The 25,912-nt window shown below is 59.7% G+C and carries 36 protein-coding genes; 19 read left to right on the plus strand and 17 right to left on the minus strand.

The genetic code is table 11. The features are described from left to right. Positions 1 to 13: 13 nt before the first annotated feature. Positions 14 to 1,300 (minus strand): Y-family DNA polymerase, encoded by a 1,287-nt coding sequence (locus JTY93_RS27645; RefSeq protein WP_205478552.1) that lies wholly within the window; start codon positions 1,298 to 1,300, stop codon positions 14 to 16. Continuing rightward, the gene (locus JTY93_RS27650) at positions 1,290 to 1,721 is read right to left on the minus strand and encodes a LexA family protein (RefSeq protein WP_047306860.1); all 432 of its coding nucleotides are present in this window, start codon (positions 1,719 to 1,721) and stop codon (positions 1,290 to 1,292) included. The genes JTY93_RS27645 and JTY93_RS27650 overlap by 11 nt, the downstream gene beginning before the upstream one ends. 138 nt (positions 1,722 to 1,859) lie before the next feature. On the opposite strand from JTY93_RS27650, the gene ligD reads away from it, so the two are divergent. Continuing rightward, positions 1,860 to 2,813 carry a non-homologous end-joining DNA ligase gene (gene ligD, locus JTY93_RS27655; protein ID WP_205478554.1) on the plus strand — a complete coding sequence of 318 codons (954 nt, stop codon included), beginning with the start codon at positions 1,860 to 1,862 and terminating at the stop codon, positions 2,811 to 2,813. 28 nt (positions 2,814 to 2,841) lie between these two features. Next, a complete protein-coding gene (locus JTY93_RS27660) occupies positions 2,842 to 3,117 on the plus strand; it encodes a hypothetical protein (RefSeq protein WP_205478556.1) in 276 nt (91 codons plus the stop codon). A gap of 1,097 nt (positions 3,118 to 4,214) precedes the next feature. Here the strand turns inward: JTY93_RS27660 and JTY93_RS27665 are convergent. The 5 genes from JTY93_RS27665 to JTY93_RS27685 are packed head-to-tail and all read right to left on the minus strand — an operon-like array spanning position 4,215 to position 5,709. After that, the gene (locus JTY93_RS27665; RefSeq protein WP_042857718.1) at positions 4,215 to 4,532 is read right to left on the minus strand and encodes a hypothetical protein; all 318 of its coding nucleotides are present in this window, start codon (positions 4,530 to 4,532) and stop codon (positions 4,215 to 4,217) included. Position 4,533: 1 nt separating this feature from the next. Further along, on the minus strand, positions 4,534 to 4,755 hold the full coding sequence (locus JTY93_RS27670; protein ID WP_205480554.1) for a hypothetical protein: 222 nt from the start codon (positions 4,753 to 4,755) through the stop codon (positions 4,534 to 4,536). Between the two features lie 12 nt (positions 4,756 to 4,767). Continuing rightward, the gene (locus JTY93_RS27675; RefSeq protein WP_047710214.1) at positions 4,768 to 5,088 is read right to left on the minus strand and encodes a hypothetical protein; all 321 of its coding nucleotides are present in this window, start codon (positions 5,086 to 5,088) and stop codon (positions 4,768 to 4,770) included. Positions 5,089 to 5,110: 22 nt separating this feature from the next. After that, positions 5,111 to 5,410 (minus strand): addiction module antidote protein, encoded by a 300-nt coding sequence (locus tag JTY93_RS27680; RefSeq protein WP_042857721.1) that lies wholly within the window; start codon positions 5,408 to 5,410, stop codon positions 5,111 to 5,113. Beyond that, on the minus strand, positions 5,407 to 5,709 hold the full coding sequence (locus JTY93_RS27685) for a type II toxin-antitoxin system RelE/ParE family toxin (protein ID WP_042857722.1): 303 nt from the start codon (positions 5,707 to 5,709) through the stop codon (positions 5,407 to 5,409). The genes JTY93_RS27680 and JTY93_RS27685 overlap by 4 nt, the downstream gene beginning before the upstream one ends. 202 nt (positions 5,710 to 5,911) lie before the next feature. Between JTY93_RS27685 and JTY93_RS27690 the strand changes: the two genes are divergently transcribed. The 17 genes from JTY93_RS27690 (at position 5,912) to JTY93_RS27770 (ending at position 17,301) form a co-directional block, all read left to right on the plus strand. Beyond that, the gene (locus JTY93_RS27690) at positions 5,912 to 6,691 is read left to right on the plus strand and encodes a DUF4942 domain-containing protein (RefSeq protein ID WP_042857723.1); all 780 of its coding nucleotides are present in this window, start codon (positions 5,912 to 5,914) and stop codon (positions 6,689 to 6,691) included. A 151-nt stretch (positions 6,692 to 6,842) separates the two neighbouring features. After that, positions 6,843 to 7,211 (plus strand): hypothetical protein, encoded by a 369-nt coding sequence (locus JTY93_RS27695; RefSeq protein WP_042857724.1) that lies wholly within the window; start codon positions 6,843 to 6,845, stop codon positions 7,209 to 7,211. After that, a complete protein-coding gene (locus JTY93_RS27700; protein WP_199520587.1) occupies positions 7,211 to 7,561 on the plus strand; it encodes a theronine dehydrogenase in 351 nt (116 codons plus the stop codon). The genes JTY93_RS27695 and JTY93_RS27700 overlap by 1 nt, the downstream gene beginning before the upstream one ends. Positions 7,562 to 7,620: 59 nt before the next feature. Beyond that, positions 7,621 to 7,839, plus strand: coding sequence for a hypothetical protein (locus JTY93_RS27705; RefSeq protein ID WP_182367944.1), 219 nt, complete (start codon positions 7,621 to 7,623; stop codon positions 7,837 to 7,839). A 65-nt stretch (positions 7,840 to 7,904) separates the two neighbouring features. Beyond that, positions 7,905 to 8,996 (plus strand): adenine nucleotide alpha hydrolase family protein, encoded by a 1,092-nt coding sequence (locus JTY93_RS27710; protein WP_205480557.1) that lies wholly within the window; start codon positions 7,905 to 7,907, stop codon positions 8,994 to 8,996. Between the two features lie 143 nt (positions 8,997 to 9,139). Beyond that, positions 9,140 to 9,382: a hypothetical protein gene (locus JTY93_RS27715; protein ID WP_042857726.1), complete on the plus strand. Its 243-nt coding sequence runs from the start codon at positions 9,140 to 9,142 to the stop codon at positions 9,380 to 9,382. Between the two features lie 51 nt (positions 9,383 to 9,433). Next, a complete protein-coding gene (locus JTY93_RS27720; RefSeq protein ID WP_205480566.1) occupies positions 9,434 to 11,116 on the plus strand; it encodes a DNA cytosine methyltransferase in 1,683 nt (560 codons plus the stop codon). A gap of 92 nt (positions 11,117 to 11,208) precedes the next feature. After that, entirely contained in the window at positions 11,209 to 11,430 is a 222-nt protein-coding gene (locus JTY93_RS27725) for a hypothetical protein (protein ID WP_205480569.1), read from the plus strand. A 3-nt stretch (positions 11,431 to 11,433) separates the two neighbouring features. Beyond that, positions 11,434 to 11,874, plus strand: coding sequence for a hypothetical protein (locus JTY93_RS27730; RefSeq protein ID WP_205480571.1), 441 nt, complete (start codon positions 11,434 to 11,436; stop codon positions 11,872 to 11,874). A 927-nt stretch (positions 11,875 to 12,801) separates the two neighbouring features. Beyond that, positions 12,802 to 13,200: a hypothetical protein gene (locus JTY93_RS27735; RefSeq protein ID WP_205477440.1), complete on the plus strand. Its 399-nt coding sequence runs from the start codon at positions 12,802 to 12,804 to the stop codon at positions 13,198 to 13,200. 24 nt (positions 13,201 to 13,224) lie between these two features. Continuing rightward, positions 13,225 to 13,761, plus strand: a complete 537-nt coding sequence (locus JTY93_RS27740) for a single-stranded DNA-binding protein (protein WP_205477439.1) — start codon at positions 13,225 to 13,227, stop codon at positions 13,759 to 13,761. A gap of 88 nt (positions 13,762 to 13,849) precedes the next feature. Further along, positions 13,850 to 14,077 (plus strand): hypothetical protein, encoded by a 228-nt coding sequence (locus JTY93_RS27745; RefSeq protein ID WP_205477438.1) that lies wholly within the window; start codon positions 13,850 to 13,852, stop codon positions 14,075 to 14,077. Between the two features lie 198 nt (positions 14,078 to 14,275). Next, on the plus strand, positions 14,276 to 15,103 hold the full coding sequence (locus JTY93_RS27750) for a DUF932 domain-containing protein (RefSeq protein WP_205477437.1): 828 nt from the start codon (positions 14,276 to 14,278) through the stop codon (positions 15,101 to 15,103). A 58-nt stretch (positions 15,104 to 15,161) separates the two neighbouring features. Further along, entirely contained in the window at positions 15,162 to 15,584 is a 423-nt protein-coding gene (locus JTY93_RS27755) for a hypothetical protein (protein WP_205477436.1), read from the plus strand. 23 nt (positions 15,585 to 15,607) lie between these two features. Continuing rightward, positions 15,608 to 15,919 (plus strand): TrfB-related DNA-binding protein, encoded by a 312-nt coding sequence (locus JTY93_RS27760; protein WP_042857733.1) that lies wholly within the window; start codon positions 15,608 to 15,610, stop codon positions 15,917 to 15,919. A gap of 70 nt (positions 15,920 to 15,989) precedes the next feature. Continuing rightward, a complete protein-coding gene (locus JTY93_RS27765) occupies positions 15,990 to 16,295 on the plus strand; it encodes a hypothetical protein (RefSeq protein WP_205477435.1) in 306 nt (101 codons plus the stop codon). Next, entirely contained in the window at positions 16,285 to 17,301 is a 1,017-nt protein-coding gene (locus JTY93_RS27770; RefSeq protein ID WP_205477434.1) for a hypothetical protein, read from the plus strand. The genes JTY93_RS27765 and JTY93_RS27770 overlap by 11 nt, the downstream gene beginning before the upstream one ends. 491 nt (positions 17,302 to 17,792) lie before the next feature. Here the strand turns inward: JTY93_RS27770 and JTY93_RS27775 are convergent, their stop codons facing one another. From JTY93_RS27775 to merT, 10 genes are all read right to left on the minus strand, one after another. Next, positions 17,793 to 18,755 carry an SdiA-regulated domain-containing protein gene (locus JTY93_RS27775; protein WP_010794530.1) on the minus strand — a complete coding sequence of 321 codons (963 nt, stop codon included), beginning with the start codon at positions 18,753 to 18,755 and terminating at the stop codon, positions 17,793 to 17,795. Positions 18,756 to 18,800: 45 nt separating this feature from the next. Continuing rightward, positions 18,801 to 19,160, minus strand: coding sequence for a TraR/DksA family transcriptional regulator (locus JTY93_RS27780; RefSeq protein ID WP_003090764.1), 360 nt, complete (start codon positions 19,158 to 19,160; stop codon positions 18,801 to 18,803). Beyond that, on the minus strand, positions 19,160 to 20,011 hold the full coding sequence (locus JTY93_RS27785) for a universal stress protein (protein ID WP_003090760.1): 852 nt from the start codon (positions 20,009 to 20,011) through the stop codon (positions 19,160 to 19,162). Before JTY93_RS27785 ends, JTY93_RS27780 begins: the two co-directional genes overlap by 1 nt. Before the next feature lie 14 nt (positions 20,012 to 20,025). Beyond that, positions 20,026 to 21,513 carry a SulP family inorganic anion transporter gene (locus tag JTY93_RS27790; RefSeq protein ID WP_003090759.1) on the minus strand — a complete coding sequence of 496 codons (1,488 nt, stop codon included), beginning with the start codon at positions 21,511 to 21,513 and terminating at the stop codon, positions 20,026 to 20,028. Between the two features lie 343 nt (positions 21,514 to 21,856). Then, entirely contained in the window at positions 21,857 to 22,846 is a 990-nt protein-coding gene (locus JTY93_RS27795) for a DUF3330 domain-containing protein (RefSeq protein ID WP_003132006.1), read from the minus strand. Further along, the gene (gene merE / locus JTY93_RS27800) at positions 22,843 to 23,079 is read right to left on the minus strand and encodes a broad-spectrum mercury transporter MerE (RefSeq protein ID WP_003132004.1); all 237 of its coding nucleotides are present in this window, start codon (positions 23,077 to 23,079) and stop codon (positions 22,843 to 22,845) included. The genes JTY93_RS27795 and merE overlap by 4 nt, the downstream gene beginning before the upstream one ends. Beyond that, a complete protein-coding gene (gene merD / locus JTY93_RS27805; protein WP_000995360.1) occupies positions 23,076 to 23,441 on the minus strand; it encodes a mercury resistance co-regulator MerD in 366 nt (121 codons plus the stop codon). Before merD ends, merE begins: the two co-directional genes overlap by 4 nt. A gap of 17 nt (positions 23,442 to 23,458) precedes the next feature. Further along, entirely contained in the window at positions 23,459 to 25,144 is a 1,686-nt protein-coding gene (merA, locus tag JTY93_RS27810) for a mercury(II) reductase (protein WP_003156770.1), read from the minus strand. Positions 25,145 to 25,215: 71 nt separating this feature from the next. After that, positions 25,216 to 25,491: a mercury resistance system periplasmic binding protein MerP gene (gene merP, locus JTY93_RS27815; protein ID WP_003131987.1), complete on the minus strand. Its 276-nt coding sequence runs from the start codon at positions 25,489 to 25,491 to the stop codon at positions 25,216 to 25,218. 12 nt (positions 25,492 to 25,503) lie between these two features. After that, positions 25,504 to 25,854 (minus strand): mercuric ion transporter MerT, encoded by a 351-nt coding sequence (merT, locus tag JTY93_RS27820; protein ID WP_003131974.1) that lies wholly within the window; start codon positions 25,852 to 25,854, stop codon positions 25,504 to 25,506. Between the last annotated feature and the right edge of the window lie 58 nt (positions 25,855 to 25,912).

Genomic DNA, 25,912 nt, shown 5'->3' on the forward strand with positions numbered 1-25,912 from the left:
TCGCACGCGAGAATTACCGACACTGCACCGTCCACAACTGATCCCAGCTGGTCATGTAACTGGGGCTAAGCAGGGCACGACGCATGCCCCAGTCAGGCGTCAGTGGGACCGCCGCAGTACGCAAGCAGTCATGCCCCCATCGGCGGTTGATCTTGTCCATCGTTGCCATGAGCGCATCCGAGCGCTCCGGCTGGCTCGGGCTGAAAAGATCCTGCGTGTACTCTCCCCGCTTGCGCAGGTCCATCAGCAGTACCTCGGCCTTGCTATACGCAAAGCCAGGCCGGTAGATCTCTGCTGCCGCCTGCAGTGCATATTTCGTCAGCTGCCGCACATCATCGGTTGGGAATGCCGGTATGCACGTCGCTGCATTCGCGTACTTGGGGCCGTCGCCATGAAACGAAGTCTGGATGCCAATGCGTAGCGCGCCGCATAGCGAACGCTGCATGCGCAGCTTTTCAGCGGCACGGTGAATGTAGGTCGCCAGTGCTTCCTGCAGCTCTCTGAGCGTGTGAACCCGCTTGCCAAACATCTTGCTGGAACAGATCGATTGCTTGGCCGGCGCGGTCTGTTCCAGGTCCATGCACGACTCGCCTGCCAGCTCACGAATGGTCCGCTCCAGTACGACACTGTATTTGCGACCCATGGCCCGCGCATCCGCTTGCGATAGTTCCCAAGCGGTGCTGATCCCGTCGCTGGCCAGGTTGTCGCGCATACGGCGCCCGATACCCCAAACCTCATCAACCGGCATTCGCCGGAGCAGCCATTCGACCGCCTCTTGTTTGCGCAGATCCACTACCCCGCCAGTCTTCTCACGCCACACTTTTGAGGCGTGCTGCGCGGCCTTGGCCAAAGTTTTCGTATGCCCAATGCCCACACCCACTGGCAGCGCTGTCCATTGCAGGACGCGGGCTTGAATGGCCCGGCCTACATCAATGATCGGCTCGGGAAGGCCATCGAGCCTGCAGAACAGTTCGTCAATGGAATAACGCTCCCATTCGGGTACCAGGGAGGCGATGGCTACGCCAACGCGGTGGCTCAATTCGCCATAGAGCGTGTAATTGGAGCTGAAAACCGCGACACCATTCTGTTCGAGGAACCCGCGCACCTTGAAATAGGGATCGCCCATCTTCAAGCCGAGGGCTTTAGCCTCGTTCGTACGGGCCACGATGCAGCCGTCCGAGTTGCTTAAAACGACGACCGGGCGCTGTCGCAGCTCCGGTCTAAAAATGCGCTCGCAGCTGCAGTAAAACGCGTTGACGTCTACCAGGGCGAAGATAGGTCGGGAGCTGTCAGCACACATGCTTGGTCAGGTCCCAGGTAACAACCCCAAACACATCAATCGAGCCGTACTGATCAGGGGTGATGGTCTTATAGTCGGGGTGGGCCGATTCCAGGAGCCAACGATCAGCGTTGTCCTTGGCCAGCCGTTTCACCAGCGGTTGGTTGTCCACGTAGGCGAGAACGATCTGACCCTTTGTCGCTGTGATCGATCGGTCAACGATCAGCACCCCGCCGTCGTAGATTCCCGCGTCACGCATGCTTTCGCCCTGGACGCGCACAATCCAAACATGCGGCGCCCGAATATTCAGCAATTCATCCAGGGAAATCGGCGGCTCGTAGTAATCAGCTGCAGGGCTAGGAAAGCCGCCTGCAGCTGTTCCGGCGAGTACCGAAATGAGCTGGCTTGAGTCTCGAAGGGGCTGAATAGATACAACGTTCATGGGGCACCGAGTTGATACTGTTTGCATATACAGTAATGCAGGCCGTACGGCGCGGCTAGAGCCGCCTGGACAAAAGGCGGATCTTTCCGTCTGCAGGAGAATCCACACCATATCGAGTGCCATTGAGGCGCAGGTGTCATGGCTTCCAAGAAAACTGCGGTCCCTGCTCGCATCCAGCCGCAGCTGGTGGCCTTGGTGACCCGGCCACCAGCTGGCGACTGGGCTTACGAAATCAAGTTCGATGGCTACCGCATGTTTGCCCGCATCGATTCCGGCGTGTCTCTGTTCACTAAAAACGGTTACGACTGGACGAAGCGGATGCCGCGTCTTGCCCGGGACCTGCAGTCACTTCCCATCCGTGGCGCCTGGTTAGATGGTGAAGTGGTCGTGCAAGACGACGACGACCGCCCAGCGTTCCAGTCCCTGCAGGAAGCCTTTGCCACCGGCGACACCGACCGCTTGATCTACTTCGCCTTCGACCTCTTGTTCATCGACGGCGTAGACCTAAGACCCCGGCCTGTCGAGCAGCGCCGGAACCTGCTACGGGTATTGCTGGAACAGGTCGACCTTGACCAGGTGCGGTTCTCAGAAACCCTCGAAGCGGATCCGGCGCATTTGCTGGCCAGCGCTTGCGCGCTCGGTATCGAGGGCATAGTAGGCAAGCGGTTGGGCAGTACCTACGCCGGCGAGCGGGATGGCTCATGGATCAAGCTCAAATGTGTGCAGCGGCAAGAGTTCGTGATCTTGGGCTACACCCGGAGCTCTGCCGGCATCGGCTCGCTGCTGATCGGTCTGCATGATGACGCCGGCCAGCTGCAGTACGCTGGTCGTGTCAGGTCGGGATTCACCGGGCGCGAGTTGGACAGGCTCAAAAAACGGCTCGGCCCATTGGTACGGAGAACATCGGCTTTACGTACGCCGCCCAAGCTGCAGGGCGGCGCCGTGGTATGGGTAGAGCCTCAGCTTGTGTGCGAGGTGAAGTTTGCCGAGTTGACCCCAGCCGGCAAAGTTCGCCACGCCGTGTACATCGCTCTGAGGGACGATAAGCCGGCATCGGCCATCAGTCTGGAGAGCGACACCGACCCTGTGTAACCAGGCGAAGATGCGCCGGGAGGCGATTGTGTATGAGGTTCATATCGACGCCGAGGCCTGTGTAATCCAGTGTGAAATCACGGATGTGATCGAGGCCGATCCAAACCCAGGCTTATGGTCCAGCGACTGGGATTTACAGGGGTATCGCGAGCTGGAATTCAGGGTGCTTTCTGGTGTGGCGTACGACGCAGATGGTCACCCTAGCGATCTAGGCCGCAACGGCTGCGCCGAGGTGGCCGACCGATACGCGGAGTTCATCGAGGACGATTTGTGGCACCAGCTGGACAACGAGCGATGCGAATAGCGGGCAAAAGAAAACCCGCGTTGGCCGAGGCCTCAGCGGGCTTTCTCCGTCAGTCAGGTATTAGCCGTTCCAACTATCGCGAATCGCCTCTACCAGGAGCTTTGCAAGCACCTGAATAGAGAGATTCTTTAGGAAATTTTTCATCTCCAAAGACCTCGATTGGGGCCTCTGTCCCTATCAATGCTTTTCCGGAACACATGGCACTGACAAGAGCATGGTCAGATGATCTTTGCGAGACGCGGGCGGGGCTGGTGTTAACCGGGGATCAAATCCGCGCGGGTTCCTACGCCCGCGTCCCTGGCAGTGAATCTTTAGACGGGAAGCACCCCACCCGGCTCGCACGTCACAACTGACTGCTGGCGATCTTACCGGCTCCGCTGTCGCTGTGCCATCACAAAACGGGTTGGCGAGCATTTCTATGGGCAAAAAAAAACCGCCGTAGGAGGGCGGTTTTTTTCGGCATCGCGGTTAGGAGCCGCTTTGCCAGGTCTCGCAAAGATCATCTGACTGGGTTCATGGTTGCAAAAGTTGACACGTATGGCAACTCTTTTTTGAGTAATTCCCCAGTAAACGCTAGGGGAAACGAGGCAGCGCGCTATGGGCGTGCCCCCATTCGGGGGGCGGCTGTCGTGAACCAAGCCCCGGCCAAAAGCACGCCGGGTCTTGGCCCTTCGGGCTTCCATCCTCACGCCTCCGGCCTACGGCCTGCGCGCTCCGCTTGCCGGTCGTTCCAGGGCAACCACTGCGGCTAGCTCAGCAACCATCGGTAGGAAGCGGACGCCCCAATGGCCTATCCGCCACCAGGCCTTGCCTGCAAGGGGCTTTCGCGGCATATCCTCGCTCGCTACGCTCCCTGCGGTATTCCACGGTCCCCTTGCACGCGGCCTGGCTCTGGATAGTCCGGGCTTACCGCGTCCTACCGAAGGCTGCCGAGCAGATCCACCCAGCGGTGGTGTGCTTCCATTCCCAAAGAGCAAGGCGGCATCCGCTTCGCGGCTGCTGCTTTGAAAAGCGTTTGTTTCCCGCGCCCCACGCTCGGCATTAAAGCAGATCGGCAAGAGCGCCTGCGGTCAAGCGCTCAATGCCATGCAAATCGATCAGAGGGAGTTGGCCAGGTCGTACACGCCGGTTACAGCGAACCAAAGGCCGATACCCGCAGCAAGCGCCGTATACAAAGGCAACCGCTTGTGTTTGTCCGTGTAGCCATCGCTGAATCTGTTCTGCTTCGGGGTGATGGTATAGAAGAACCCTTGAATGGCCTTGGGCAGGAGGATCAGGAATGCAAGACCCTTTAGGCTCAGTTCAGCGTTATCTGTCCAGGGGAATCGGGCCAGCCAAAATGCGCAGCCAATCCACAGGAGCCAGCCCCAGGCGAAAAGCGCCTTGGTTTGGTTCGGGGAAATAGTCTTTTCCATGTCAGCCTCGCTTGTCCGGGCGACCTTCATTCCAGGTCATCCAGTAAAAAATGACGATGCCGACAACGGCGCCGAATGGGCCAATGCGCTCAGCCCAGGTAATCGGAAGAAGGGTAGGGAGGGCCAGTTTCAGGCCGATCACAATCATGGTTGCAACGATCCACCCAAACCCGGCTGCAACGGGGGTGAGCAAAATGCGTTTGACGATCAGGTCCGTGTTCATAAGTACCCCCTTTTATCCGATTAGTGTGGCGATGAGATCTATCACTTTCGAATCACGCGCCATCACCCACGCGAAAACCGCCAAGGTCAGCAGCCCGTAAATCCACCGACGTTGTTGATCGGGGGTGACTTCGGCTCCGCTCTCCGGCCATATCGGCGGGATATCACCCTGGAGGAATTTGGGGAAAAGGCCCATCAACGCGAACCAGGCCCAATCGAAACCAGCAGGCCCAGCGTAGGGCGACTTGGTGGCGATCCAAGCAGCTAGGCCGAGCCAAGCAGCCCATGCGCATGCGCGTATGACCCCCTTCTTTTTCGACGTTAAAGCGATCATGTAACCTCCTTGTTCACAACGATTAGTGTACCGGCTCAACGTGCTTGCGGGTCGTAAGATCCAGGCCAACGGCACGCATTACGGCCAGCAGGGTTTTCAAAGTCGGGTTGCCCTTGTCCGAGAACGACCGGTAGAGGTGTTCGCGGGAAAGGCCAGATTCATTGGCAAGGGCGGTCATCCCTTTGGCGCGGGCTACGACACCCAGGCATTTTGCGATATAGGCCGCATCGCCCGTTTCGAATGCGTCCTCCATGAATACCGCGATGGACTCCGCATCAGTCAACGCATCAGCGGGGTCGTAGTCGTAAAATTGTTCTTTCATTCATCGTCACTCCACTGGCTGGCCAACGCTTTAGCGGTTTCGATATCCCGCGCTTGGCTGCTCTTGTCCCCACCACACAGCAACAGGACCAGTTGGTTACCGCGCTGCTGAAAATACACCCGGTAGCCGGGGCCGTGATGGATGCGCAGTTCGCTGATCCCCTGGCCCACTGGTTGAACGTCCCCAAGCAGACCATTTGCAACGCGGAAGACTCGCGCAGCGATGATGGCTTTGGCCTGCTTGTCTCGCAGCTTGCGTTCCCAGTTCCTGTACGTGGCGGTTTGTTTAATTGTCTTCATGGGCTCAATTGTAGCTTATAAATCACGGCTAGGCAAGATTCTCGCACGCGAGAAAGTCAATTAATAGTAAATATAGTATTGACCATAAGTTGACGCAAGGGGGATTTTTTAGGATACTGAATCCGTCGAAGCAATCCCGTCTCGACAGCCTGGAACCAGCGGCGGCAACCGCTCCGGGCAACACTGCGAAGGAGTTCGAAGCATGTCTATTTTCAAAGAGTTGGCGTTACCTTCTACGCTTGACGATCTGCTAACTGCCCGCGAGGAAGCGCTACGGCTGATCACTGATGCACGCCGCATGCTGGAGCTGGCCCAGGAAGTTCTAGCGCCCCATGGTCGGCATCTGATGCCTCACGCTGCGCAACTCAGGGAAGACCAGGACAGGGTGCGCCGCGAACTGGACACCTCCCTATGGCGCCGGGCGTTCGATATGACAGGCTTTAAGCAACTGATGGACGCCGAGGCCGTCGCGGAGTTTGAGAAGAGCCTTTGCCCATCCCCGCCTGAATTCACCGCGTCGACGATCACCGCTACGTTCATCGACTTGCGCATAAACGCCGAATCCATGTTCCAGCGTGGGGTTTTCAATGTGTTCCGGTATCTCTCCGACGACTACCGCACCAACGCAAAAGAGCCGTTTCGCATCGGCCAGAAAGTGATCATGGAAGGGATGGTCGAACCTTCGTTCAAAAGTGGCCTTTGCATCCGGTACGGTTCATGGGCCAAGGACAAGCTCAATGACCTTGACCGGGTATTTCAGACGCTCGATGGCAAGCCCTTCCAGGCGCACGCATTGACCTCAGCTATGGATGCAGCTTTTCAGGCTGGGGAAGTGTTCGAGAACGAGAACTACCGGGCCAAGGCGTTCAAGAAGGGCACCCTCCACCTGGAGTTTCTGCGCCTGGATCTGCTGGACAAAGTGAATGAGCAGATTGCCGAATATTACGCCGGCAACGTGCTGCCAGACGCCCGCGCTGCGTAGTAAAAAAATGTCACTATCAGTCAAATTAGATTTGACTGATAGTTGACTTGTTGGGGTTCCTTTGCGATACTTACCACGTCGAAGCAATTCCGCTTCGACAGCCCGGAACCAGCGGCGGCAACCGCTCCGGGCACACTGCGAAGGAGTTTCCATGAGCGCCTATATCCTGAATCGTTTTCACATCTCCGCCATCCTCATGTTCACCTGCAACGGCAAGCCGGATGCAACCACCTACCAGCTCCTTGCCGACAAAGGGCAGCAGCTGCTTGACGAAAACATCCGATCCGTACGCACGCGCTACCCACGCGAAACGTTCAAGGGCGAGCTGTTCGGCCTGGATGAAACTGTCCCCAAGCCCACCCCGCTCGAAGCCCTCAAGCTCATCCAGTGCCTGGAATATCAGTCCAATCAAAACCCCGACTATTACGCGACCCAGGCATTTCGCACCCTGCATGAAATTCGCCGCGTAGCGCAGTCAAAGCTGCCGGGCTGGGATCAGGCGAGTTGGGATCTGGTCTGATGGCCGCGAATGCCCAGCAGGTAGCGCCGCCCATGTGGCGCTACTCCCTGCGCTGGTGTCTGCCTCACTTGCCATGCCCCGGTGACTTCGAGCTGCTGGTGATCGAGGCGCCGGCAGGGCAGAAGCTCCCCGAGGAAATGCGCAAAGCGTGGGAGGCCCGGCCCGAGGGTTACGGGGTCTGTCTCGACTTTCCCGCCTCTCAGGCGGTCAAGCGCTGGAGCGCCGAGGCAAAGGGCAAGGTCAGGCGCAAGAACCTGGAGCGCCGGGTAGAAAAGCAGGCTCCGCTGTTTGCGGATGAGCTGATAGCCCGCGAACTGGCCCAGCGTCCCGCCTATTTCGAAGGCAAGTAATCTAAAAAGCCGGTACATGCGGCGGCAACCGCTCCGGCACAGCGAAGGAGAATCCCGCAATGACTACATACCGTGTTGTATGGGCTGTTGATATCAACGTTGACGGCGATCATCGAGCAGCCGCAGAGGCGTGCGCACGCCACTACTTCCAGCCGCGAATTGCAAACGGCGATCCCGACTGCGCATGCGTGTTCGAGGTGACAGGACCAGACAACAGGACCGCCGAGGTAGACCTGGTGCCGAGCTTGTGCGATCTCATTGGTGACGACACCGAGTAAACGCAACCCAACAGTGCCCGGATCCAGCGGCGGCAACCGCTCCGGGCACTTGCGAAGGAGTACGCATGAACGCGATCAGCCGCGGCTGCCCCTCGGGCGGCGCTCACCCCGTTTTATCCCTCGCCCAGGCCGAGGCCCTGCGCGCTGCGCTGGCCGGTCGGCTGCTGGCTGTGTGTTTCGGATCGGGCGTGGATTCCACGGCCATGCTCGTAGCCCTGCACGCGGCAGGGCTGCGCCCGGATATCATCACCTTTGCCGACACCGGCGCGGAGAAACCCGAGACGTTGGCCCACATTGAGGCGATGGATTCCGTGCTGCGTGCGTGGGGCTGGCCGTCCGTTAGCGTGTGCCGGAAGAAACCGAAGCCCACCACCGGATACCAGGATCTGTACGGCAACTGCATGGCCAACGAGACATTGCCTAGCCTGGCCTTTGGCATGAAATCTTGTTCGGTGAAGTGGAAGCAGGTTCCCCAGGATCAGTTTCTCATGGGCGCCCGGTCTGGCCCGAACGCCAGGCCAGCGCATCCTGTGTGGGAACGCGCCAAGGTGACGGGACAACGCATCGTCAAGCTGATCGGTTACGACTGCGGCAAAGCAGATCTGCGCCGCTCCAAAGCGCTCAAGCCTGCGGACGCAAACTTCGATTATGTCTACCCGTTGCAGCTGGTTCGCTGGACTCGCCGCGATTGTGTGCGTGCGATCACTCAGGCGCTCGGCGCGGACCTGGTACCGATCAAATCCGCCTGCTTTTTCTGCCCAGCTTCCAAGCACTGGGAACTGTATTGGCTTGCCGCGAATCACCCCGAGCTGCTGGAGCGGGCGCTGATGCTTGAGCGCAACGCCCTCACTGGCAAGCACAGCCGATTTGACGCAGTACAGTTCGGCGCATCGTGGGAACACCTGGTGCGAAATGCCGATGGTTTCCCCAGTACAACGACAACCGTAGGGCTTGGGCGTAGCTTCGCTTGGAACCAGTGGGCCAGGGTCAATGACGTTGTAGACGAGCATTTTAATGTCAGGCGAGCCGCTGCCGATCGAGCGCGTTTTGCGGCGTTGTCCGACAGCTTGCGGGATCCAGATAATGCCCTGGACTCGCGTACGCCGGGCATTCCCGTTGTCGATATCACTAACTCTGAGCAGTTAGAGCTGTGGTAAATTATTAGTAAAAAATAGATTTGACTATAAGTTGACATTGATAATAGCCTTTGCGATACTGGGAACCGTCGAAGCAATCCTGCTTCGACAGCCTGGAACCAGCGGCGGCAACCGCTCCGGGCACTTGCGAAGGAGTTACAAACATGGCTATCGAAACCCACCTGTTCTATTTCAGCTCAGCCACGCAGCTGCGCGATTTCTCCGGCTTCACCGTCGAGCCGTCCCATCAAGCCCGCCCAGGGCAAGAACCCTCCACCGTCACCATGTACACGGTCGTCGCTCAGCGCTCCGGCATCGGCCAGCGCGAAGTCATCGCAGAGTTCCCGCTGGAACTGCATGCCGAGATTTTCCGCGACATGGCCGAGGCGACAGCCCGCGCCCTCTGACCACAGCCCCGCCCGGACCTTGGGTCCGGGCCATCGTGACGGATGACGAACATGCTTACAAAGTATGTGCTCAAGCACTTTCATTTCTGCTGCGGGCTTGGCGGCGGCGCCAAAGGCTTCAATCAAAACAAGGAAGTGGTCGGCCACCTGCAGGCGGAATGGCGCTGCATTGGCGGTGTCGATGTGGACGCCGGCGCGCTGCGTGATTTCCAACGCCTGGCCGGTGTACCAGGTACGCAAATGGACCTGTTCACCCGCGAGCAATACACCGCCTTCCATGGCAAGGAACCGCCAGCAGACTGGCGGGAGGCAACCCCGGCTGATATTCGCCGCGCTGCGGGCTTTCAGGATCCTGATGTGGTGTTCATCAGCAGCCCCTGCAAAGGCGCTTCTGGCCTGTTGTCCGAGGCGTTGAGCCTAACCCCCAAGTACCAGGCCCTCAATGAACTGACGCTGCGCTGCGTGTGGCTCATGTGCGAGGCCTGGCAGCACAACCCGCCCGGCCTGATCGTGTTCGAGAACGTGCCGCGCCTGGCAACCCGTGGTCGCCACCTGCTCGATCAGATCGTTCAGGTGTTGAACTTCTTTGGCTATGCCGTGAGCGAGACAACCCACGACTGCGGGGAGCTGGGCGGCCTGGCCCAAAGCCGCAAGCGCTTTCTGCTGGTGGCTCGGCACGTGGAGAAAGTGCCACCGTTCTTGTACGAGCCGGAAAAGAAATCCCTGCAATCGGTCGGTGCTGTCCTTGGCCGCATGCCGCTGCCTGGCGATATCGAGCGCGCAGGCCCAATGCATCGGGTTCCAGCGCTGCAATGGAAAACGTGGGTTCGCCTTGCCCTGGTCGAGGCCGGCAAGGACTGGCGCAGCCTGGATCAGTTGGCCATCGAGGACGGTTATCTGCGCGACTTCGTGATAGTGCCCGAGGCGTTCTCGGGATATCTAGGCGTGCGTAGCTGGGGTGATTCAATGGGCACCGTTGCCGGCCAGACAGGGCCAACCAATGGCGCATTTTCGGTTGCAGATCCGCGCAGCCCGGCACACGCCGCGCAGTACCAGCAATATGGCGTACGGCGCTGGGAGGACTCGAGCGGCGCAATCATCGGCATCAAGTCGCCAGGGCAGGGCACGTTCAGCGTGGCCGATCCGCGTGGCGCAGCTGGTGGACACGGGAAATACAGCGTCACCCGCTGGGATGGCTCGGCACGCACCGTCATTGCCGGCAGCACGACAGGGCAGGGCGCGTTTGCCGTACAGGATCCGCGCCCAGGCTTGCGCCGCGTGAAAGGCGATGCCTACCTCACCGGGGGCCACTATGGCGTCGTGCCGTGGGAAGGCCTGGCCGGGGCAGTATCCGCCAGTGCGCGCCTGGACAATGGCCGCTGGAGCGTTGCCGATCCGCGCATGCCAGCCGCCAATGATCGATTGACCTGCGTGATTCGAAGCCTCGACGGCACCTGGCACCGCCCATTCACCACGCTGGAAATGGCGGCGCTGCAAAGCCTGGTTGACCCGGAAGAAATGCTTGAGCTGGACGGTTTGAGCGACCAGGCGTGGCGCGAGCGGATCGGTAATGCGGTACCACCGAAAGCCGCTGAGGCAATTGCCGGTGTAATGGCCCAAACCCTCCTGCTGGCCAAGCAGGGTGAAACCTTCCTGCTCAGTCATATGCCGGTATGGGTTCGCCCCGTCGCGGTCGGCCTGTCGCTGGCCAGCGAACTCGACAAGGCAGCATAACCAACCTAAAGGCGCCTCAGCCCGGGGCGCCTAACTCAGCCCGGAAATGACGGCGGCAACCGTCCCGGGAACCCACGCGAAGGAGTAACACCATGTTCCGCGATCTCACGATGAGCAAAGCCCAACGTTCCAGCCAGGCCCTGCATACCGCTGCGCGGTTGGCAGAGCATCGGAAGAAGTGGTATTCAGCCGCCGAGCTTTACGAAGCAGCCGCATCCCTTTGGCCTGGCAAAGGCCTCAGTTTGATGCGCCGCGCCGAACAGTGCCGCTCCCTGGTTGTCGATGCCAGCGATGAAATGGAATTTGAGGATTGAGCCATGGACGAACGAACGGAACAGCAACTGACCGATTATCTCGATACCCTGTTGTGGCTGGAGACCGCCTCCGTGGCCGAGATTGAAGGAGCCTTATCCACGGCCTCCGCCACTGTACGTGAGGACCTGGAGCTGGGCATTCAGTGCATGATGGACTCAGACCGTCCCGGCTTGGCCAACTACTTTCCCAACCTGGTCAGTCGGCCCACTTCGCTGTCAGTCATCCGCCAAAAATTCTCAGCTGTCGCACTGGCTATGGATCAGCTTGAGGACTCGATGCGCCGGCGACAAACGGATCCTACCTATCCGTTAATGGGTTATGGCGCGGTTCTCGGTACGTTGGCCAAGTTGCAATACCTGAACAAAATCACACCGTCGCAGCGGGAGTTGCTGCTCAGCGAACTGGCTAGCCTCAAAGCTGGCGGCTTGCGTCTGGACAATTAAGGAGGCGTCATGAATCGCATGGCTAAACGCCGGAGTCGGTTACCCGTGATCCTCTGCGTAGCTGGGGGCATTCTCATTTTCGTGGTTGAAATGTTTTCGTCCTGGCACATGACCGAACGGCGCGTAGCGCGAAAGAACCAGGAGAAGGCTCGGTATCTGCAGGAGCATTCGCCGCCAAAACCAGCCAATACGCACGTAGAGGTATTCATGCCGCCAGGGGCTTCGCACAATACCTCACACACCATCAAGGAAGCGGTTTCGCCTTGAGTCATCATGGGCGTGCCCCTGCGGGGGCGGCTGTCGTGAACCAAGCCCCGGCCAAAAGCACGCCGGGTCTTGGCCCTTCGGGCTTCCATCCTCACGCCTCCGGCCTACGGCCTGCGCGCTCCGCTTGCCAGTCGTTCCAGGGCAACCACTGCGGCTAGCTCAGCAACCATCGGTAGGAAGCGGACGCCCCAATGGCCTATCCGCCACCAGGCCTTGCCTGCAAGGGGCTTTCGCGGCATATCCTCGCTCGCTACGCTCCCTGCGGTATTCCACGGTCCCCTTGCACGCGGCCTGGCTCTGGATAGTCCGGGCTTACCGCGTCCTACCGAAGGCTGCCGAGCAGATCCACCCAGCAGTGGCGCGCTTCCATTCCCAAAGAGCAAGGCGGCATCCGCTTCGCGGCTGCAGCTTTGAAAAGCGTTTGTTTCCCGCGCCCCACGCTCGGCATTAAAGCAGCTCGGTAAAGCGGTCAAGCGTTCGGATCAAGAAAAAGCAGATTTCTCGCGTGCGAGAAACGCGACAAGCGGTCAATATGGATTTGACCAATAGTTGACTTTAGTTAGGCGTTGGGCGATACTACTCATGTCGAAGCAATTCCGCTTCGACGGTCTGGAACCAGCGGCGGCAACCGCTCCAGGCAAATCGCGAAGGAGTTTACGCATGACTATCACCGCTCAAGCCCCCGCCCTCAGCTTCAACAACTGGCTCACCCCAGCCGACTTTTTGAGCTTTGCCCAAAAGATCTGGGCGCCTGCCGTTGATTCGAGCATCGAGGCGATGGAGCGCAAAGTTGACGATCTCTACGGCGCGGCATGTAAGCGCTTCCCCACCTATGACACCATGGTGCACAACGCTTTCTGTGCGAGCATGGATGAGGAGTTCGGCACCGATGAACAAGCCGAGGGAGTGGCGGAAGTGTTCGCGTACGCCCGCGAGGCTTATGGCTATATGTCTGCCAGTGAGAACGAAGCACAGCGCCAGGAAGACGCCGATAACGGCTTCTGCTGGCACGGCCTGGACGTTATGACCTGCCCTTGCGGTTGCTTCGAGAACGACTAATTCAGACGGAGAAGGAGATTCATCATGGCCCGTGGCGTAAACAAAGTAATCCTGGTCGGTACTTGCGGGCAGGATCCCGAAGTCCGCTACCTTCCCAATGGCAACGCCGTGACCAACCTCAGCTTGGCCACCAGCGAGCAATGGACCGATAAGCAGAGTGGCCAGAAGGTCGAGCGCACCGAGTGGCACCGTGTGTCGCTGTTCGGCAAGGTGGCCGAGATCGCCGGCGAATACCTGCGCAAAGGTTCGCAGTGCTACATCGAAGGCAAGCTGCAAACCCGCGAATGGGAGAAGGACGGAATCAAGCGTTACACCACTGAAATCATCGTCGATATGCAAGGAACGATGCAGCTGCTCGGCGGTCGCCCGCAGAACCAGCAGCCGGGCAGTGACCCCTACAACCAGGGCGGCAGTAACCAGGCCCCCCGCCAGCAAGCCCCGCGTCAGCAGCCACCGCAGCGCCCGGCACAGCCGGCGCCGCAGCCAGCGGCAGACTTTGACAGCTTCGATGACGACATACCGTTCATGGATCCGTACCGCTTCAATTGGCACCTCCAATAATCATGAAGAGGGCGGGCGCCTAAGCCTGGCATGCGCTGGGCTTAGGCTCCGCCCGATGGAAGCTGTAGGAACTTAGAGGAGAGAAATTGTGCGCCTGATCGCCTTTGTTCACGCGCTGGTTTTACTGGCAGTTATGTTTATGGTCGGTCGCTCCGATTTTGCGCAACATTCCGGTTATATAGGGGTAGTCGGGGCAATCATCGGAATGGTGATATCAGGCCGTAGCCAAACCCAATTGGGCAAAGCGATTGCGCTATGGCTAATCGTCACAGGTGTCGCGGCAACGACAGGTTGGCAATTTCACCTAATGGCCTAGTTCCGTTCCCCCCACTGTCAACGAAGAAGCCCCGGCACTAGCCGGGTTTTAAAACGACAGACGGTCAAATTAGATTTGACCAATAGTTGACTTCAGTTTGTGCCTTTGCGATACTAACCCCGTCGAAGCAATCCCGCCTCGACAGCCTGGAACCAGCGGCGGCAACCGCTCCAGGCAAATCGCGAAGGAGATTCAAAAATGCGTCTATCCAGCAACTTCCGTAACCCTTGCATGGTCCGCAGCGACAGCCCGCTGAGTAATGACGAGATCGCACGTGTTGCCCCCTCGATCTTTGCCGAGGAAGCACATGAAAGCCGCTCCGATCGCTACCGCTACATTCCCACCGTTGACGTACTGGAAGCGCTGCGCAGTGAAGGGTTTATGCCGTTCATGGCGTGCCAAACCCGCGTGCGTAACACCGACAAGCGCGAACACACCAAGCACATGATCCGCCTGCGTCACGCCAACACCATCGTTGCCAAAGAGGCCAACGAAATCATCCTGCTGAACAGCCACGATGGCACGAGCAGCTACCAGATGATGGGCGGTTGCTTCCGTTTCGTGTGCGCCAATGGCCTGGTACTGGGTGACGCCGCGATGGATCAGAAAGTCCGCCACAGCGGGCGTCAGGATGTTATCGGGGATGTGATCGAGGGCGCATATGAAGTCCTGAATCAGTTCCAGCTGATCGAGGAACAGCGCGAAACCATGAAGGGTATCCAGCTGGGCGGCGACCTGCAGCACGCCTTTGCCGAGGCTGCACTTGCCTACCGCTACGACCCGGCAGACGGCCCGGCTCCGGTGACCGCTAGCCAGCTTCTGGCACCACGGCGCCGCGAAGACGCCACCAACGACCTCTGGTCGACCTTCAACCGCGTACAGGAAAACACCATCAAGGGAGGGCTGCGAGGCCGCAACAAACAAGGGCGCCGTACCAGCACCCGTGCCGTTTCCGGCATTGACCAGGACGTGAAATTGAATCGCGCCCTGTGGGTACTGGCCCAGCACCTGCGCCAAGCCGCCTAACAGCCCCAGGCCGGGCGCCCACCGCGCCCGGCCTGCACCATGCAAGGAGATCGCAGCCATGCAAAAAGTTTTCTATGTACCCGGCCAAACCGCAATCATCGACTATGCCCGCCAGATCGGCCCCAATGCTTGGGCCGCTCGCGCAACCTGGCTGATGCTGCCAGAGATCCAGGTAATGCACCCCGGCGCTGTGCTGGGCGATGAAGTAGGCTTTCTGCAAGCGCAGGAAGCCGCCCACGGCACCCAGCCGGCGCGCATCACCGAAACCCGGTATGACTTCGCGCTTAGCCGCGCTCAGGTGCTCGACTATAACGCCGGCGAGGCCGGCGATTCGTTCATACTGCAGGCCCCCGAGGTTGGCGACCTGGTGCGCGTGTACGCCCGTTCAAACGGGCGTTACTGGACGTTCCTGGCGCTGCCAACGATCACGCATTGCGAGATCTGGCAGCGGATCCGCGAGCAGGGGGCCGCGGCTGATTGACTACTGACACTAGGAGCTGATGAATGCAGCCGATGTACACCAAAGAAGAATGGAAGAAGGTTGCGCCCCTGTTTGCTTCCAAGCGCCTGGCCATCTCGACTGTCGAGGTGGCCAAGGCCGTTCTGGTCGATGGCCAGCGCATCACCGACGTAGCCGAGGCCAGAGGGATGACCAAGCAGACCGCCCACGCAGCGGTTAAGCGCGTGCGGAAAATCCTTGAAGAACAGGGCGCCGGCGAACTGGTACCCGTTCTTGTGTGGCTGCCCCCCGAGCTGGCCGAGCAGGTACGGGAAATGGCCAAGCCATTCCCGCAGCCTGCTGCCCCGAAAAAGTAGGTCGATAGGAGAGAGGTTCATGGAGAGAGCTACTAAATCTGCTGCTGCACTAATGCTATGGAGTGCGCTTGTGGTTGCCGCCCTACATTTCACCTGGCCAGCGGCCACGCTACCGGTCGAAGAGATCCCAGCACTACCTGGAGTTGAGCAATGCGGGTTCGATAAATTCGAGAATTGCTTCGCCAAAGCCGTCACGCAGCGTCAGTGGATTTTCACGCGCCGTAATGAGTTCGCGGAATCTTACCCGGAGAGAACCCACAACCATCTGTTGATCGGTTCGATTGCCTGGGTAGCCCCAATCGCCCTGTTTTTTGCGGTCCGTCAATATCGGCAGGGCCACGGCAAAACTCGGAAGGAGAAACGTAATGTCGTTTGATGCACTCATTTTTCCAGGCGACCGGGTTCATTCGGTTTCCATTCATAACGTGACCCTTGTCGGTGGCCAGCTTAGCGAGGACGGGGTAACGCCCCAAATGATCGTTGAGTACCAGGGGAAACAGCATGTTTTGCGCGCCACTCGCCCAGTGTACGAGAAGGACATAGGCAAAGTGGGATACGTGCTGCCATCACAATTTCCGTCTGCAGCCGAATACGGCTCCACGATTTTCCGGGCATACCAGGATCAGAGCCTGCGCCGCGTATACGAACTGGACACCACGAACGACGAATATCACATGGTGCCGCTTAATCATGGAAAGTGGCCCCATCATCGTGCTCACCTGCAATGCGGTTGGCGTTGCGACAGTCGGCCTACTGGCTTTCTCGCACCGGCAGGGCTTGTGCCCGGGGCCAATGGTGAGTTCGTACCGGACGAAACGGAAGTCGTATCTGTGCGCATCCCCCCCGAATTTGAATGGGAAGCACGCCGGCATCAGATGAAAGCTGCCGATCTGCTCGAAAGCTTTATCGGTGACCTGGCTGGCATCCAGAACTATGCAAACAAACCTCGGGCTGATCGCTTCGGTAGCAACGGCAGCGATGAACGCATGCTGGCCGAAAACTGGCTGGAGCGTGCGCATGGTATGAAGGCCATCGACCTGGACCAGTTGAGCCAGCAGATCGAAGAAGCCGAGGAATGGGACGCGCAGCAGGACGAATGGTCGGAGCAGCTGGGGGAATACGCTGATCGAGGCGGTGATCCTCGCCAGTTGCTGGAAGCCGTTGACGGTGTGCTGACCAAGCTGGACGAGTTGGGGCCTGATTTTGTGCTGGATCTGCAGGCCGAGGTTGAAGCGACTCAAACCCTACCCAAACTCACCGAGTTGAATCCCTCGCAGCTGGCGTACCTTGAAAAGTGGCTGGCCAGCAACGGCCCGAACAACCTCCTGAAATGGCCTGGTTGGCATGACGCCCGACTTGGCCAGGCTCCGAAAGACGTTTGACTTCCCCTCTTGTGCGTGCCCCCTTCGGGGGGCGGCTGTCGTGAACCAAGCCCCGGCCAAAAGCACGCCGGGTCTTGGCCCTTCGGGCTTCCATCCTCACGCCTCCGGCCTTCGGCCTGCGCGCTCCGCTTGCCGTTTGTATCGTACGGCCGAGGGGGCAATTCCTAACCCGGCCTCGCGGCCGGGATGGCCCATCCCACCTGGTAATCAAGATCGAGGGCGAGCCGGCCAGCAGGCCGGGCGCTGCAGCAGCTCGCGTGGGAGCAAGTGCACGGCTCGGGAAATCGCCCTGCAGTTGCCCACCGCCCAGGCGATGATGCACACCTGGTCCGTGGACAACTGCACCGCTCGCTCTGGCCCTTGTTGGGGCCTCGCTCGCTGGACGATTTTGCGTGCGCGAGCTGCTGCAGGGGAGCCCGCAGAATTCGGAAAAAATCGTACGCTAACAGTTCAAGCGTCCCGGCCACGCCTGACTGTAGCTTGTTGACTGGTCAATCTGTCTCGCGGGTAAAGCGATAGAACAAGTTCGGCTCGCTGACCACGTACAAATACCCTTCATCGTCGATGGTTACGCCTTCGGCTTGGGGTATACCTTTCAGCAAACCAGCAAACCCCCTCGCCAAGGAGCGGAAACTCACCACCTTGCCCTCGTCGGTCATTTCAATCAGCAGTTTCGACTCGTCGCTGAGCAGGATCAGATGGCCGCTCTGTTGATCGAATACAACCGAAGACAAGTCAGTGGCAAACACCTTGTCTTTTACTAGGTTGGACATGTCGCGGACGTGCAGGGAAACGCCTCCTTCCAGGCTGGCACGAAGGCCGCTCACTTCCAGTAATTGCCGGGGGTCACGCTCCTTGGTCACAAACAAACGATCACCTTTTAGGTCGTAGGCGAGCCCTTCAAGGCCTTTGTTGTCCTCCTTGCCAAGCGCCAAGGTTAGCGCTGAATACTGGTCTAGGCTCAATGGTCGATCAGGAGAAAGCTTACCGTATTCGTCGATGGGGATATCCACGATAACCAGGCTCTGCCGCCGCTCTTCGGCAATGACCAGTTGACCGTTGCCGGCATAGGACACCGCTTCCACGTCGTGGAAGCCATCCAGGCTGTAACGTCGCTCCACGTCACCGTCACGACTGAGGGCCAGCAGCTCGTTCGGGCCATTGGTAACCGCCCACAGCAGATTTAGGTCAGGATCGAAGGTCAGGCCCGAAAGGTTGTTGTCCACACCGGGAACCGCCTTAGCATCCAGCTCAACCCGATAGCCAGGCAGCCACACAGAGCGCTCCTGCCAATCGTCTGTGTGCCAGTGGGTCTTGATCCAAAAGTACAGACGATCATCAAGGTGATGAGTACGTACTTGGAATACGGTGAGCAACACAAGGCATACAAGCGCCCACATCCAAACACTTACTTTCCGTGTTCGGCCCAGCCAGTTTTTAGCCATCAAATACATTAGAAGCCTCGTTAAATCAGACTGACGCCACGAGCCGTGATGGTTTCAACCCGACTCGGCGCGGCTGGCACAGGTGATACACAACGGCGTGGCCGGATCGAACTCCAGACGGCCCGAGGCGATCAACTCGCCGCATTGGTTACACCAGCCATAGTCGCCCTCGTGCCAGCGCTTGAGGGCCAGTTGGAGACGGACACGTTCATGCCGTGCACGACTGCGGATCGCATCGTTCATCGCTTGTTGCTGGAGTGCGTCCATTCTCGATAGACGCCCCACCTTGCTTTGATCCAGCTCTACCGATTGCGAGCGAGACTCAGCGTCTCCCAGCAATCGATCCAGCTCGGCAGCCCGCTGTTCCAGTAGGGTCTTGAAATGGGCAAGATCGAGGGCGTCGTCCAGGCTCATTAGCGCAGCAGTAACAGCGGACTGGTGGTGGTACGGAGCATGCTGGTAGTGGTGCTGCCGACCAGGAACTGCCGGATACGTGAGTGTCCATAAGCCCCCATCACTAGCAGATCGATGCCATGCTCTTTCTGATAGGCGTGCAGGGTACGTTCTATTTCACCGCTCCGAGTCTCAGCGCGAACGGTAAATCCGGCGTTGATCAGCACTTTCTGCGCCCAGTCCAGCTGCGCGGACGCTTCGTCGTTCACGGGCCCAACCATGACCAGATGGATCGGCAGCCCCTTCAGCAGCGGGCTGGCTGCCAGCATCTCCACACCCTTGCGGGTTGTAGCGCCGCCATCGAATGCCAGCATCGCGCTCTTGGGCTTTTGGAAGTTGGCCGGGGTGACCAGGATTGGCCGGTGCATGATACGAATAACGCTTTCCAGCTGGCTTCCGACATGCTGACTCAGACCGCCACTAGACTCGCCCTGGCGACCGATAACCAGCAAGCGCGTTTCACTTTGCAGCTCTTGCAAGCTCTCCAGTAAATCGCCATGTCGCTGCTTGGACTCCGGTGCGCGCACACCATCATTCACGGCCCGTTCTTTCGCGGCTGCAAGCATGATTCGCCCTTGTTCAAGGGCCAACTTGCCGCGCTGTTCATCCAGGGAAGCAAGCTCATCAAGCAGGTGCTCGCGGCTGCCAAGGCCAATGTTGCCACTCAAATCTGCTGCAACCGGATACTGGCGCTGATCCAGCACATGCAGGAAGGTCAGCGGCGCTTCCAGGCTCAGACTGGCCCAGGCCGCGTAGTCGCAAACAGCTGGAGCCGAGGTGGAACCGTCGATACAGGCAATTACGTGGGTCATTGTTGTTCTCCTTCTCAGTGGCCCATGAGTTGATCAATGGCGTCAGGTTTATCGTGAACACCAAAGCGATCCACGATAGTGGCGCTGGCCTCGTTTAAGCCCAGCACTTCGACTTCAGTACCTTCACGGCGGAACTTAATGACTACCTTGTCCAGGGCTGCAACAGCGGTGATATCCCAGAAGTGTGCACGATTCAGGTCGATGGTTACCTTGTTCAGGGCTTCCTTGAAGTCGAAGGCTGCGACGAACTTGTCAGCCGAGCTGAAGAACACCTGACCGGTGACGTTATAGCTACGATGCTCGCCGGCTTCGTCCAGCGAAGAACTGATCGCCATGTAATGGCCAACCTTGTTGGCGAAGAACATCGCAGCCAGTAGCACGCCGGCTAACACGCCGAAGGCCAGGTTGTGGGTGGCCACCACGACCACCACGGTGACGACCATGACAATGTTGGTCGACAACGGATGCTTCTTCAGGTTGCGCAGCGAATCCCAACTGAAGGTGCCGATGGACACCATGATCATCACTGCCACCAGCGCAGCCATTGGGATCTGCTTCAGCCAGTCGCCGAGGAAAACCACCATCAGCAGCAGAAATACGCCTGCGGCAAGAGACGACAGGCGAGAACGACCGCCGGATTTCACGTTAATGATCGACTGACCAATCATCGCGCAGCCAGCCATACCGCCGATCAGACCCGAAGCAATGTTGGCCACGCCCTGGCCCTTGCACTCGCGGTTCTTGTCACTCGGGGTGTCGGTCAGGTCGTCGACAATGGTCGCGGTCATCATCGACTCCAACAGACCGACCACAGCCAGTGCTGCCGAATAAGGAAAGATGATGGCCAGCGTCTCGAATGTCAGCGGCACATCAGGCCAGAGGAAGATCGGTAGCGTATCCGGCAGTTCACCCATATCACCGACCGTGCGGATATCCAGACCAACCGACATGGCGACGGCGGTCAGCACGATGATGCACACCAGCGGCGATGGGATGAGCTTGCCGATCTTGGGGACATAGGGGAACAGATAGATGATGCCGAGGCCTGCGGCTGTCATGGCGTAGACGTGCCAGGTGACATTAGTCAGCTCGGGCAGCTGAGCCATGAAAATCAGGATCGCCAGTGCATTGACAAAACCGGTCACCACCGAGCGCGAGACGAAGCGCATCAGCGATCCGAGCTTCAGGTAGCCAGCAGCAATTTGTAGCACGCCACATAGCAGCGTGGCGGCCAGCAGATATTCAAGACCATGGTTCTTGACCAGAGTCACCATCAGCAGTGCCATGGCACCCGTTGCGGCCGAAATCATGCCTGGGCGGCCACCGACAAAGGCGATCACCACAGCGATACAGAAAGAGGCGTAAAGGCCGACCTTAGGGTCAACGCCAGCAATGATCGAGAAGGCGATGGCTTCAGGGATTAGGGCCAGTGCGACCACAAGACCGGCGAGGATGTCGCCACGGATGTTGGATAACCAGGTTTGTTTTAACGAGTGGAGCATCAGAATTCCCAAGGCAATGGATCGCGCAGCACAGCATGGCGCAGGCCAAGTGCAGCTGGTCGATACGAGGTCAAATGTCGGATGTAGAGGAGCTGTGGCGGGTGTTAAAACCTAAAGCACAGCAGAAAGCGACCGCTGGCAGAGCAAGCAGTCACAGATGATGCGGGGGGGCGAAGCGCTATGGCGGCGTAGGCAGCCAGATCATGTTTTGCAGGGTAAGCATGAGGTCTTATCGAGTGTCTTTAGTAACTCAATGGCCGCAACAGTCTACAGGAAGAGGGCAATTTCTGCGAGTCACCCCCGGACTAGGGCGTCCTGTTTGGATGTCAGCCTGAGCTATGCCTCAATCTGACGGTAGCGAGTCGCAGGCGTTCGGATCGGCATCGGTTTCGTTCCCTGTCTTGGCACGCGCTTCGAAGCGTTGATAACACTCCAACCCGCAGAAGTGCTCGACGTATTCCGCGCCTTCCGGGGTGAAGGCGGCATCGAGCGGGATTTCCTTGCAGCACACGCAGCAACTGGTGGTGGTCGAGTCACTTGCATTCATGGTGGCACCCCTCCATTGACTGACGAAGACGGCGAATGCCGCCGCCGGCATTGGCTTCGCGAACAGGAAGCCTTGTCCTGTGTCGCAGTCCGCTTGTCGCAATAGATCAAGACTCGCCGATGTTTCCACGCCTTCAGCCACCACATCCATGCCCAGCCCGTGCGCAAGCTGAATCACGGTGTGCACGATGGTTTGGTCGCGGCGGTCGTTGGCGAGCCCGGCGACAAACGATTGGTCGATCTTGAGCGTGCTGATTGGGCAGCACTTCAGATGTTGCAGACAGGAATACCCCGTCCCGAAGTCATCGGCGGCGAAGCGCACACCGATCTGCCGCAAGGCGTCCAGGGCGGGGAAGATCGCCGGATCACCAAACGCGACCGATTCGGTCAGCTCGATTTCGAGATACTCGGCGGGCAACTCGGCATCAGCCAGCACGCCCTTTACCCACCCGTCGAAGTCCGGTCCCACTTGGCTCGCCGAAACATTGACGGCCAGCCGGAACGGTCGCCATGCCAGCATTCGCCAGTCACGCATCTGGCGGCAGGCTTCGCCCAGCACCCAAGCGCCGATTTCAGGCATCAGGCCGGACGATTCGACCACGGGCAGGAACTGGCCCGGTGGCAATAGTCCAAGCGTCGGATGACGCCAGCGCAACAGGGCTTCCGCGCCGACAATCCCACCACTGCGCAGATCGACGACGGGCTGGTAGTGCAGTTCAAGCTGCCCGCGCTCGACCGCTTGGGCCAGTTCCGGCGTCGTCCATCCATCCGGCCGGAAAGCGCTCATTCTCTTTCCCTGAATGCCCGCAACGCCCGCGACAGGGACAGAAGGAACAGGCCGGTCAAACCGAGCGCCGCGATGACCCAATGCTCGCCGAGGAAAGCACCGGCGGTTGTGCCGGCCAGCACGACAGCGAGGATGGGCAGGTGGCAGGGGCAAGTCAGCACAGCCAGTCCGCCCCACAGGTAGCCGGTGATCGGTTTGTGCGTCTCGGACGGCAAGCGCTCGGGGTTGTTCATGGCAGACTCTCCGCGTGCTGTGCCGGCTCGGTCGGCAGGGTGGCCAACTGCACTTCCAGATCGGCCAACGCTTCGCGCCGACGCTCGACGAACTGACGCAGCAGGGCAAGCTGCGCGGCCGCTTCGTCGCCGTCCGCCGCATCCAGCGCCCGGCACAGCCGCGCCAGCGCGTCGAGGCCGATGCCCGCCTCGAAGGCCGCCCGCACGAAGCACAGCCGTTGCAAGGCGGCGTCATCGAACAAGCCGTAGCCGCCTGGTGTGCACGCCACCGGGCGCAGCAATCCGCGCAGCAGGTAGTCGCGCACGATATGCACGCTCACCCCGGCATCAAGAGCCAGCCGGGACACCGTGTAGGCGTTCATTGAACACCTCCTTTTTCTCACCCGGCGCAGCAGGAAAGCTGCTTCACATCCTTGTTGAAGGTCTGCGCCGCGAGCTTCAACCCCTCGACCATCGTCAGGTAGGGGAACAACTGGTCGGCCAGTTCCTGCACCGTCATGCGGTTGCGAATGGCCAGAGCCGCCGTCTGGATCAGTTCACCCGCTTCCGGCGCGACCGCCTGTACGCCGATCAGCCGATGGCTGCCTTCCTCGATAACCAACTTGATGAAGCCGCGTGTGTCGAAGTTGGCGAGCGCACGCGGCACGTTGTCCAAGGTCAAGGTGCGGCTGTCGGTCTCGATCCCGTCGTGGTGGGCTTCCGCCTCGCTGTAGCCCACGGTCGCCACTTGCGGATCGGTGAACACCACGGCCGGCATTGCGGTCAGGTCGAGCGCCGCATCGCCGCCGGTCATGTTGATCGCGGCACGGGTGCCGGCCGCTGCCGCCACATAGACGAACTGCGGCTGGTCGGTGCAGTCGCCGGCCGCGTAGATGTTCGGGTTGCTCGTGCGCATGCCTTGGTCGATGACGATGGCACCTTGCGCATTGACAGTGACCCCCGCTGCGTCCAGCGCGAGGCTGCGCGTGTTCGGTGTCCGACCGGTGGCAACCAGCAGTTTGTCGGCGCGCAATTCACCGTGCGTGGTGGTCAGCACGAATTCACCGTCCATATGGGCGACCTGGCTGGCTTGCGTGTGCTCCAGCACCTCGATGCCCTCGGCACGGAAAGCGGCTGTCACCGCCTCGCCGATGGCCGGGTCTTCACGGAAGAACAAGGTATTGCGCGCCAGGACCGTGACCTTGCTGCCCAGCCGGGCAAAGGCTTGCGCCAGCTCCAGCGCCACCACCGACGAGCCGATTACGGCAAGGCGTTCGGGAATGGTGTCGCTCGCCAGGGCCTCGGTGGAAGTCCAGTAGGGTGACTCTTTCAAGCCCGGAATCGGCGGGACCGCCGGGCTGGCACCCGTGGCGACCAGGCAGCGGTCGAACATCACGACGCGCTCGCCACCCTCGTTCAAACGGACGGTAAGGCTCTGGTCGTCCTTGAAGCGCGCCTCACCGTGCACAACGGTGATGGCCGGATTACCGCCCAGGATGCCTTCGTACTTGGCGTGCCGCAGTTCGTCGACGCGGGCCTGCTGCTGGGCCAGCAGCTTACTGCGGTCAATCGTAGGCACAGTTGCCGCAATACCGCCATCGAACGGGCTTTCCCGGCGCAGATGGGCGATGTGGGCGGCGCGGATCATGATCTTGGACGGCACACAGCCGACATTGACGCAGGTGCCGCCGATGGTGCCGCGCTCGATCAGCGTGACCTGCGCGCCTTGCTCGACGGCCTTCAGCGCCGCCGCCATCGCGGCTCCACCGCTGCCAATGACCGCTACCTGCACCGGGGGCTCGTTGCCACTGTGCTTTTCGGCGGCGGCCATCCATCCCCGCACCTTGTCGAGCAGTCCGACGCGGTTGTCCGCCAGTGGCGCATCGGCTAGCGTTGCCTTGTAGCCCAGTCCGGCCACAGCGGCAGTCAGCGCGTCCGGCGATGTGCCCGGCACGATGGCGAGTTGCGCTGTGCCCTTCGGATAGGACACCAGCGCCGACTGCACGCCTGGCACTTTTTCCAGCGCTTCCTTGACGTGCGCCGCGCACGAGTCGCAAGTCATGCCGGTGATTTTTAGATGGGTCATGCAACAGATCCTTTATCGTTTGTGGCGCCAGACAATGACGTCCGTTGTGCTGCGGTGCCGTTTTCAGTGACTCACTGCTTGACGCTGGACGGATAGCCCGCGTCTGCGGTTGCCTTGGTCAGCTTCTGCACGCTGGTCTTGGCATCGTCGAAGGTGACGACCGCTTGGCGTGTCTCGAAAGTCACGTCAACTTTGCTGACGCCTTCGACCTTGGAAATCGCCTTCTTGACAGTGATCGGGCAGGCGGAGCAGGTCATGCCCGGTACGGACAGCGTGACGGTCTGGGTGGCGGCCCAGACGGGGGCAACAACGGCGGCGAGGGCGAGGGAGGCAAACAGTTTCTTCATGGTGAACTCCGATCAGTAGAAAAATGGCATGACGTAGGGAAATCCGAGCGCGACCAGAACCAGCGCGGCCACGATCCAGAAAATGAGCTTGTAAGTAGCTCGCACTTGGGGAATCGCGCAGACCTCACCCGGTTTGCAGGCCGCTGCCTGCCGGTAGATGCGCCGCCAGGCGAAGAACAACGCCACCAGCGCCACGCCGATAAAGATGGGGCGATAGGGTTCCAACACCGCCAAGTTGCCGATCCAAGCGCCGCTGAACCCCAAGGCGATCAGAACCAACGGCCCGAGGCAGCAAGCCGAGGCGAGGATGGCGGCAAGCCCTCCAGTGAAGAGCGCGCCGCGCCCGGTTTTTGGTTCAGACATGCGCTTGTCCTTTCGAATTGAAATTGGATAGCGTAACCTTACTTCCGTACTCATGTAC

Source organism: Pseudomonas hygromyciniae, assembly GCF_016925675.1.
GTDB lineage: Bacteria > Pseudomonadota > Gammaproteobacteria > Pseudomonadales > Pseudomonadaceae > Aquipseudomonas > Aquipseudomonas hygromyciniae.